A 9000-nucleotide genomic window follows, 5' to 3' on the forward strand; every position below is an offset into this window, starting at 1 on the left:
AAAAAGCAGTTGCTCGATCCGCACTGAGAAAAGAAGGCAGACGAGATGATCGCCCTGGAGCGCGCCGGCAAGCTCGACCCGCTGCTCGAAGCCGCCTGAGCGGGCCTTTTTCCTCCCCCGTCCACGGGGCCGGCAAAATCATTGTAGGCTTCCCCCATGAAGGTCGCCCTGATCCAGACGCGCACGCCGGCCACGCAGGAGGCCGGGCTGGCCCATGTGCTGCCGCTGGTGCGGGAGGCGGCGGGCCAGGGCGCGGTGCTGATCGCCACGCCGGAGGGGACCAACCTGCTGCAGAAGGACAAGGCTACGCTGCTGCCGCTGCTGCGGACGCCCGACGACGACCCGGTGGTTCAGGGCCTGTGCGAGGCCGCGCGGACGCTGGGGGTGACCATCCTGATCGGCTCGGCGCTGGTGAAGCGCCGCGACGGCAAGGCCGCCAACCGCTCGATGCTGGTGACGCCGCGCGGCGAGATCGCGGCCACCTACGACAAGCTGCACATGTTCGACGTGGATCTGCCCACCGGCGAGCGGTCGCGGGAATCGGAGACCTATGAGCCCGGCGACCGGGCCGTGGTGGCTGACGCCGCCGGCGCGATGCTGGGCATGACCGTCTGCTACGACCTGCGCTTCCCGGCGCTGTACCGGGCGCTGGCGCTGGCGGGGGCCCAGGTGATGACCATTCCCGCGGCGTTCACCCGGCCCACCGGCCAGGCCCACTGGGAGGTGCTGATGCGCGCCCGGGCCATCGAGACCGGCAGCTTCGTCCTGGCCCCGGCCCAGGGCGGAAAACACGAGGACGGCCGCGGCACCTGGGGCCGTTCCATCGTGGTGGGTCCGTGGGGCGAGGTGATCGGCCTGCTTGACCACGACGAGCCGGGCGTGCTTGTCGCCGAGCTTGACCTTTCCGGCGTAAGCCGTGCGAGAGCCGCGATCCCCGCGCTCGCCAACGCCCGCGACTTCCAGGGACCATGATCCGCTACGCGCTGACCTGCGACCGCGAACACGAATTCGAAGGCTGGTTCGCCTCGTCCACCGCCTTCGACGACCAGGGCGCGCGGGGGCTGGTGGCCTGCCCGATGTGCGGCTCCACCGCGGTCCGCAAGCAGATCATGAGCCCGTCGGTGGCCGGCACGAAGAAGAAGGCCGCCGCCGAGTCCCGCCCCGCCCAGGCGCAGGCGCAGGCGCAGGCGCAGGCGATGATGATGGAGGCCTTGGGCCAGGTCCGCCGGCACGTGGAGGAGAACTTCGACGACGTGGGCGACACCTTCGCCCGGGAAGCTCGCGCCATCCACGAAGGCCGCGCCGAGGAACGCGGCATCTACGGCCAGGCCACCGCGAAGGAAGTCCGCGACCTGGCGGAGGACGGCGTCCCCGTCTCGCCCCTGCCCCCGGAGCCCCCCAAGAAGACGCAGGTGAACTGAGCCCGTCATCCCTGCGCGCGGGACCGCCGCCGCCACGACCCTCAGGGCCGGACCTTGGGCTTGCTGGCTGAACCTCTGTGGCGGCGCAGCGTCCTGCGCCGCCCCTCACCCTACCCTCTCCCCTCTCGCTTCGCGGGGGGCGAGGAGTGCTAACCGCGCAACCGCCTCCTCTCCCCCGACACGAAGTGCGGGGGGAGAGGGTAGGGTGAGGGGTGGCTCGGCGGTATGAACCGGGTAGATGCTCGACAGATTGGACCGGGCAGATCCTCGACACCTCAGACCGGGATGGCGTCTTGCCCGCCCCATCGCGCCCTCCTAACGTCAGGCTCTGTACCTCGGGAGAGTTCGTGATGATCCGCAGACTGGCCGGCTCGGCCGCGTTCGTTCTGGCCGTCTGCGCCGCCGCGCCGGCGGGGGCTCAGCCCTATCCCGGCGAGGCGGAGTTCCGCGGGCTCTACAAGGAGCTTATCGAGATCAACACGACGCTCTCGGTGGGTTCCTGCACCCAGGCCGCCCAGGCCATGGGCGCGCGGCTGAAAGCGGCGGGCTATCCCGACAAGGACATCCAGGTCCTGGTCCCGGCCGGGCGGCCGAAGGACGGCAACCTGATCGCCACCCTGGCAGGGAGCGACGCCGGCCTGAAGCCGATCCTGCTGCTGGCCCACATCGACGTGGTCGAAGCCCGCCGCGAGGACTGGGCGCGCGATCCGTTCAAGCTGGTGGAGGAGAACGGCTACTTCTATGCCCGCGGCGCCAGTGACGACAAATCCATGGCCGCGGCCTTCACCGACGCGATGATCCGCTACAAGCGCGAAGGCTTCAAACCCCGCCGGGGCCTGAAGCTGGCGCTGACCTGCGGCGAGGAGACGCCGGACACGTTCAACGGGGTGCGCTGGCTGCTGGCCAACCACCGCGGCGCCCTGGACGCCCAGTTCGCGCTGAACGAGGGAGCGGCCGGGCGTCTGGACGGGGATAGGCGGCTGTTCCTGGGCATCCAGGCCGGCGAGAAGGTCTATCAGGACTTCGGGCTGGAGATCACCAACCCCGGCGGCCACTCCTCGCGGCCGTCCAAGGACAACGCCATCACCCGGCTTTCGGCGGCGCTGGTGAGGATCGGCGCCTACGATTTCCCCGCCCGGCTGAACGAGGCGACACGCCTGCATTTCGAGCGCATGTCGGCGATTCGCGGCGGCCCGGTGGGCGCCGAGATGAAGGCGGTGCTCGCCAACCCGACCCCGTCCGCCTCGGTGGCCGCCCTGGCCCGCGACGCCGGCTACAATTCGATGATGCGGACCACCTGCGTGGCCACGATGGTCGACGCCGGCCACGCGCTGAACGCCCTGCCGCAGCGGGCCACCGCCAACGTCAACTGCCGGATTCTGCCGGGCGAGGACATCGCCGTGGTGATGCAGACCCTGAAGCAGGTGGCCGACGATCCCGCGGTCACCTTCACCGCCAAGGGCGAGCCAAGTCCGGTCTCGCCGGCCCCACCGCTGACGCCCGCCATCACCGGGCCGGCCGCGGCCGTGGCGCGGGAGCTCTGGGGGGATGTTCCGCTGGCGCCGGCCATGTCCACGGGCGCCACTGACGGGCGCTTCCTGCTGGCCGCCGGGGTGCCCACCTATGGTCTTTCCGGCATGTTCGGCGAGGCCGACGGGGGCGGGACCCACGGCCTGAACGAGCGCATCCGCGTGCGCTCGCTCTATGATGGCCGGGAATACCTCTACCGGGTGGTCAAGCTGTACGCGAACGCCAGGTAGGCCATCCCTTGTGTGGCCTTTGGGCCACACTACATCGGGGTAGGCGACGGCGTGCTTTCTGAGGCGCCGGCCGCCCATCCGCCTACCGAGGGGACCTGATGAACATCGACGTCTATTCCGACCGCGCCAAGCAGGCGGTGTCGTCCGCGCAGAGCCTGGCGCTGGCCAGGCGCCACCAGCAACTCGCGCCGGAGCACATCCTGAAGGTGCTGCTCGAGGAGAAAGACGGCCTCTCGCGGGCGCTGATCGAGAGCGCCGGCGGTCGTCCCGACGAGGCCGACAAGGCCATGGACCAAGCCTTAAGCAAGCTGCCCAAGGTCGAGGGCGGCTCCGGCCAGCTCTATATGAAGCCCGAGACCGCGCGGGTGTTCGCCGAGGCCGAGGCCGGCGCCAAGGCCGCGGGGGACGCCTTCGTCACCACCGAGCGGCTGCTGATCGCCATCGCCAAGGAAGGTGGCGAGGCCGCCGAGGCGCTGAAGGCCGCCGGCGCCAGCACCAAGGCCCTGGAGGACGCCGCCCAGGCGATCCGCAAGGGCAAGACCGCTGACAGCGCCTCGGCCGAGGAAGGCTATGACGCCCTCAAGCGCTACGCCCGCGACCTGACCCAGGCCGCCCGGGACGGCAAGCTGGACCCGGTGATCGGCCGGGACGAGGAGATTCGCCGCACGATCCAGGTGCTGTCGCGCCGGACCAAGAACAACCCCGTGCTGATCGGCGAGCCCGGGGTCGGCAAGACCGCCATCGTCGAGGGCCTGGCGCTGCGCATGGTCAACGGCGATGTGCCCGAGAGCCTGAAGGACAAGCAGCTGATGTCGCTGGACATGGGCTCGCTGATCGCCGGGGCGAAGTATCGCGGCGAGTTCGAGGAGCGGCTCAAGGCCGTGCTGAACGAGGTCACCGCCGCGGAGGGCTCGATCGTCCTGTTTATCGACGAAATGCACACCCTGGTGGGCGCCGGGAAGAGCGAGGGGGCCATGGACGCCTCCAACCTGCTCAAGCCCGCCCTGGCCCGTGGGGAGCTGCACTGCGTGGGCGCCACCACCCTCGACGAGTACCGCAAGCACGTGGAGAAGGACGCCGCGCTGGCCCGCCGTTTTCAGCCGGTGTTCGTCAGCGAGCCCACGGTGGAAGACACCATCTCCATCCTGCGGGGCCTGAAGGAGAAGTACGAGGTGCACCACGGGGTGCGGATCTCCGACTCGGCGATCGTCGCGGCCGCCACCCTGTCCAACCGCTACATCACCGACCGTTTCCTGCCCGACAAGGCCATCGACCTGGTGGACGAGGCCGGCAGCCGGGTGCGCATGGCGGTGGACTCAAAGCCCGAGGAGCTGGACGAGATCGACCGGCGGGTGGTGCAGCTCAAGATCGAGCGCGAGGCCCTGTCGCGGGAGACCGACCAAGCGTCCAAGGCCCGGCTGGAGAAGCTTGAGGAGGAGCTGGTCGAGCTGGAAGCCCAGTCCGCCGGCCTGACCGGCCGCTGGCGGTCGGAGAAGGACAAGGTCTCCTCCGCCGCCCAGGCCCGCGAGGCCCTGGACCGGCTGCGCGCCGAGCTGGTTTCCGCCCAGCGCCGCGGCGACCTGCAGCGCGCCTCGGAGATCGCCTATGGCGAGATCCCACAGCTGGAGAAGCGCCTGGCCGCCGCCGACGACGCGGCCTCCCAGGACACGGTCAGCCCAGAGGTGGTGGACGCCGAACAGATCGCCGCGGTGGTCTCACGCTGGACCGGGGTGCCGGTGGAAAAGATGCTGGAGGGCGACCGCGAGAAGCTGCTGAAGATGGAGGACGCCCTGCGCGGACGGGTGGTCGGCCAGGAGGAGGCGCTGCTGGCGGTTTCGGAAGCGGTGCGTCGGGCGCGGGCTGGATTGCAGGACCCCAACCGCCCGATCGGCTCGTTCCTGTTCCTGGGCCCGACGGGGGTCGGCAAGACCGAGCTCACCAAGGCCCTGGCCGAGTTCATGTTCGCCGATGAGCGCGCCATCACCCGCCTCGACATGAGCGAGTACATGGAAAAGCATTCGGTAAGCCGGATGATCGGCGCGCCCCCGGGCTACGTGGGCTACGAGGAAGGCGGGGCGCTCACCGAGACGGTGCGCCGCCGGCCCTATCAGGTGCTGCTGTTCGACGAGGTGGAGAAGGCCCACCCGGACGTCTTCAACGTGCTGCTGCAGGTGCTGGACGACGGGCGGCTGACCGACGGGCAGGGCCGCACGGTCGACTTCCGCAACACCGTGATCATCATGACCTCGAACCTGGGCTCCGAGCACCTGGCCAACCTCGCCGACGGCGAGGATGTGGACGCCGCCCGGCCGCAGGTGATGGACGTGGTCCGCCGCCACTTCCGGCCGGAGTTCCTCAACCGGATCGACGAGATCATCCTGTTCAAGCGGCTGGGCCGCCCGGAGATGGACGGGATCGTCAAGATCCAGCTGCAGCGGGTGGAGAAGCTGCTGGCCGACCGCCGCATGGCCATCACCGTGGATCCGGGGGCGCTGCACTGGCTGGGCGACAAGGGCTACGACCCGGTCTATGGCGCACGCCCGCTGAAGCGGGTGATCCAGAAGGCGCTGATCGACCCCATCGCCCGCAAGCTGCTGGCCGGCGACCTGGAGGACGGCGCGGTGATCGCCGTCCACGCCGGAGCCGACGGCCTGGAGATCGGCCGGGCGAAGGTTCACTAGGCGCGGGGAGACGGTTGAGCTGGCGCGCCCCCTCCACCACTTCGTGGTCCCCCTCCCCCGTTTCACGGGGGAGGAGCGGGCCGCTCCTCACCTGCAAGCGCAGCGCAGCGGGGGAGGTGTCGCGGCGCACAGCGCCGTGACGGAGGGGGCCGGCGGCGCGCGTCGGCTAAACCATCGCGCGCTTTAGCGGCACTCGCGACGGGTGACCGTCTGGCGGTAGTCGCTGTCGTATGACCTGCGCAGCTTGCATTTGATGCGGTGGCCGTCGGCGGCGATCATGCCGTTCGGATCGGCGCCGTACTGGTCGTAGGGCACGTAGCCGTAGCCGTTGCCGTAGGCGTTGCCGTAGGCGTTGCCGTAGCCGTTCGCGTAACCGTTGTTGGTATAGCCGTTCGACCTTCCCAGGCCGAGGACCGAGCCGAGGATGGCCAGGCCGGCGCTGATCCCGGAGCCGCTCGCGCCATAGCCAGGCTGGGTATAGTAGCCGTTATCGCGGGGTTGCGCGTAACCAGGCTGCGCGTAGCCGCTGTAGCCGGGCTGCGAATAGTACCCGCCATTGTAGTTCGGCTGGGCGTAGCCGCCGGCATAGGGGCTGTAATTGTAGCTCGGCGCGGGCTGGTAGTAGCCGTAGGGCTGGGCCTGGACAGCCCCGCCAAGGGCCAGGCCGCCAGCCAGGGTGGCGCCGGCCAGGGCCGCGGTGATCATCTTGCGCATTCGAACCTCCGTTCGGTGCATCCCTCAGGGCGCCGTAACGCGGGTCGGTGGCCGCCGGGTTCCAAAAGTGAAGCTTGCGCGGCTCAGGCGCCGGACTTGCGCCCGTGAAAACGGTCCTAGAGCTCCAGGGTGGTGGCGCGGCCGCCGCGGGTGACCACCCGGCGCATCAGGGCGACGCTGGCGGCCTTGCCGCCGTCCGCCGGCCTGGCGATGGTGATCACGAACCAGGCCCCGTTGGGCAGGCCTGAGAAGCTGAACCGGTCGGCGGGATCGCAGGTGGTGCGCTTGATGAAGGCCGATGAGTCGCCCGGAGGCGCCTGGGGGGTGCGGGCGCGCACGGCGTCAGTTGGCTGGGCCGCGCGGTCGGCCGAGCCGTAGAGGATCGCCATGCGGCGCCGCGACCAGGGGGTTTCCGGCGTCAGGATCACCGAGGCGCCGGCGCAGGTGAAGCGCATCGGGCCCTGATGATAGGCCAGCCGGCCGGTGATGGTGTTGCGGCCGGGCGCCTGCGACCAGGCGAAGTCGGCGGCGGAGAAGGCGCCGTCCGCCACCGGGCTGATGCGCCCGGGCGCGGGAGGACCCAGGCTCGGCGCGCAACCGGCGGCGAGCATCAGGAGGGTGGCGGCGGCGAGGAGGCGGATGCGGAGCATGAGCCCCAGCATATAGGCCAATGAGGCCAAACCATGCCAGCGCTTCGCTTAGACCCTTTCCGGTTCAAGTGGATTCACTTGAACCGGATAAAAAGGGTCTATCTCCAAAGTTTAGAGCCTGACGGGCGCTTCAACCGGCATCCACTTGAAGCTGTCAGGCTCTTAGTCGTCTCCCTTCGGGCGGCCCCGCATGGCCTTGACCCCGGAGCGCTTGGTCTTGCCTTCCAGCCGGCGCAGCTTGGACGCCAGGGTGGGCCGCGTCTTCTTGCGCGGCTTTGGCTTGTGGGTGGCCTGTTCGATCAGGTCCAGCAGCCGCGCGCGGGCGTCCTGGCGGTTCATCTCCTGGCTGCGGTGACTCTGGGCGAAGATCACGATGACCCCCTCCAGGTTCATCCGGCTGCCGGCCACCCGCTCCAGCCGGTGCTTCACGTCGTCGGGCAGGTTCGGGGAATTGCGGGCGTCGAAACGCAGCTCGACCGCCGAACTGGAGGTGTTGACGTGCTGGCCGCCTGGGCCACTGGCGCGCACGAACTTCTCGCCAAGCTCGTCCTCGTCGATGGAAATGGCGTCGGTGACGGGGATCATCGGGCGTGCTTGCCACGGTTTGGCGGCCGATGCGACGCCCTGGCCGGCGCCGGAGGGCCTGGCTTCTCTTGACCTTTGCGCAAAAAAACGCTGGAAAGCCGGCGCTTTGCTGCACCTGCGTTGCGCCGCGAAGGCCTTCTTATCCCGTTCAGGAGAACAATCATGCGCGTCTACTACGACCGCGACGCCGACCTTTCCCGCATCCTGGACAAGAAGATCGCCATCGTAGGCTATGGCAGCCAGGGCCGCGCCCATGCGCTGAACCTGGTGGACTCCGGGGCGAAGAACGTCGTGGTCGCCCTGCGGGCCGGCTCGGCCACCGCCAAGAAGGTCGAGGCTGACGGCCTGAAGGTGATGAGCGTCGCCGAAGCGGCCAAGTGGGCCGACGCGATGATGGTGCTGGCCCCCGACGAGCTGCAGCGCGGGATTTACAATGACGAGATCGCCCCCAACATCCGCGACGGCGCGGCGCTGCTGTTCGCCCACGGCCTGAACGTCCACTTCAGCCTGATCGAGCCCAAGGCCTCCATCGACGTGCTGATGGTGGCGCCCAAGGGGCCCGGCCACACGGTGCGCGGCGAGTACCAGAAGGGTGGCGGCGTGCCGTGCCTGATCGCCATCCACCAGGACGCCACCGGCAACGCCATGGACTTCGGCCTGGCCTATGCCTCGGCCATCGGCGGCGGCCGCTCGGGGGTGATCGAGACCACCTTCCGCGAGGAATGCGAGACCGACCTGTTCGGCGAGCAGGCGGTGCTCTGCGGCGGGCTGGTGGAGCTGATCCGCGCCGGCTTCGAGACCCTGGTGGAAGCCGGCTACGCGCCGGAGATGGCCTATTTCGAGTGCCTGCACGAGGTGAAGCTGATCGTCGATCTGATCTACGAGGGCGGCATCGCCAACATGAACTACTCGATCTCCAACACCGCGGAGTATGGGGAGTACGTGACCGGGCCGCGGATCATCACGCCGGACACCAAGGCAGAGATGAAGCGGGTGCTGGAGGACATCCAGTCCGGCCGCTTCGTGCGCGACTTCATGGCGGAGAACCAGGCCGGGCAGCCCAGCTTCAAGGCCACCCGCCGCCGCGGCTCCGAGCACCAGATCGAAGAGGTCGGCGCCCGGCTTCGGGCGATGATGCCCTGGATCACCAAGAACCAGCTGGTGGACCAGGCCCGCAACTAGGCCAGCC

8 protein-coding genes are annotated in these 9000 nt (G+C 69.4%); 5 read left to right on the plus strand and 3 right to left on the minus strand.

Going from position 1 to position 9000, the window contains the following annotated elements; genetic code table 11:
• Positions 1 to 156: 156 nt before the first annotated feature.
• The 4 genes from ACLL81_RS11450 (at position 157) to clpB (ending at position 5862) form a co-directional block, all read left to right on the plus strand.
• Positions 157 to 972, plus strand: a complete 816-nt coding sequence (locus tag ACLL81_RS11450) for a carbon-nitrogen hydrolase family protein (RefSeq protein ID WP_411288471.1) — start codon at positions 157 to 159, stop codon at positions 970 to 972.
• A complete protein-coding gene (locus tag ACLL81_RS11455) occupies positions 969 to 1421 on the plus strand; it encodes a DUF1178 family protein (RefSeq protein WP_411288472.1) in 453 nt (150 codons plus the stop codon). The genes ACLL81_RS11450 and ACLL81_RS11455 overlap by 4 nt, the downstream gene beginning before the upstream one ends.
• Positions 1422 to 1771: 350 nt before the next feature.
• Entirely contained in the window at positions 1772 to 3181 is a 1410-nt protein-coding gene (locus ACLL81_RS11460) for a M20/M25/M40 family metallo-hydrolase (RefSeq protein WP_411288473.1), read from the plus strand.
• A gap of 98 nt (positions 3182 to 3279) precedes the next feature.
• Positions 3280 to 5862 (plus strand): ATP-dependent chaperone ClpB, encoded by a 2583-nt coding sequence (gene clpB, locus ACLL81_RS11465; RefSeq protein ID WP_411288474.1) that lies wholly within the window; start codon positions 3280 to 3282, stop codon positions 5860 to 5862.
• A 183-nt stretch (positions 5863 to 6045) separates the two neighbouring features.
• Here clpB and ACLL81_RS11470 read toward each other — a convergent pair whose 3' ends face one another.
• The 3 genes from ACLL81_RS11470 to arfB all read right to left on the minus strand — a co-directional run bounded on the left by ACLL81_RS11470 (position 6046) and on the right by arfB (position 7811).
• Positions 6046 to 6576, minus strand: a complete 531-nt coding sequence (locus ACLL81_RS11470) for a hypothetical protein (RefSeq protein WP_411288475.1) — start codon at positions 6574 to 6576, stop codon at positions 6046 to 6048.
• Positions 6577 to 6692: 116 nt separating this feature from the next.
• Positions 6693 to 7226 (minus strand): hypothetical protein, encoded by a 534-nt coding sequence (locus ACLL81_RS11475; RefSeq protein WP_411288476.1) that lies wholly within the window; start codon positions 7224 to 7226, stop codon positions 6693 to 6695.
• Positions 7227 to 7388: 162 nt separating this feature from the next.
• Complete coding sequence (gene arfB, locus ACLL81_RS11480) at positions 7389 to 7811, minus strand: alternative ribosome rescue aminoacyl-tRNA hydrolase ArfB (RefSeq protein WP_411288477.1); 423 nt, start codon at positions 7809 to 7811, stop codon at positions 7389 to 7391.
• Positions 7812 to 7973: 162 nt separating this feature from the next.
• On the opposite strand from arfB, the gene ilvC reads away from it, so the two are divergent.
• Positions 7974 to 8993, plus strand: a complete 1020-nt coding sequence (ilvC, locus tag ACLL81_RS11485; protein WP_411288478.1) for a ketol-acid reductoisomerase — start codon at positions 7974 to 7976, stop codon at positions 8991 to 8993.
• The last annotated feature ends 7 nt before the right edge of the window (positions 8994 to 9000 follow it).

It is taken from the genome of Phenylobacterium sp. (assembly GCF_046590535.1).
Classification (GTDB): Bacteria; Pseudomonadota; Alphaproteobacteria; order Caulobacterales; family Caulobacteraceae; genus Phenylobacterium.

What these genes read in the sequence shown, in the direction of transcription:
- ACLL81_RS11450 (WP_411288471.1), top strand. Translation starts at nt 157, where the DNA reads ATGAAGGTCGCCCTGATCCAGACGCGCACGCCGGCCACGCAGGAGGCC.
- ACLL81_RS11455 (WP_411288472.1), top strand. Translation starts at nt 969, where the DNA reads ATGATCCGCTACGCGCTGACCTGCGACCGCGAACACGAATTCGAAGGC.
- ACLL81_RS11460 (WP_411288473.1), top strand. Translation starts at nt 1,772, where the DNA reads ATGATCCGCAGACTGGCCGGCTCGGCCGCGTTCGTTCTGGCCGTCTGC.
- clpB (WP_411288474.1), top strand. Translation starts at nt 3,280, where the DNA reads ATGAACATCGACGTCTATTCCGACCGCGCCAAGCAGGCGGTGTCGTCC.
- ACLL81_RS11470 (WP_411288475.1), bottom strand. Translation starts at nt 6,576, where the DNA reads ATGCGCAAGATGATCACCGCGGCCCTGGCCGGCGCCACCCTGGCTGGC.
- ACLL81_RS11475 (WP_411288476.1), bottom strand. Translation starts at nt 7,226, where the DNA reads ATGCTCCGCATCCGCCTCCTCGCCGCCGCCACCCTCCTGATGCTCGCC.
- arfB (WP_411288477.1), bottom strand. Translation starts at nt 7,811, where the DNA reads ATGATCCCCGTCACCGACGCCATTTCCATCGACGAGGACGAGCTTGGC.
- ilvC (WP_411288478.1), top strand. Translation starts at nt 7,974, where the DNA reads ATGCGCGTCTACTACGACCGCGACGCCGACCTTTCCCGCATCCTGGAC.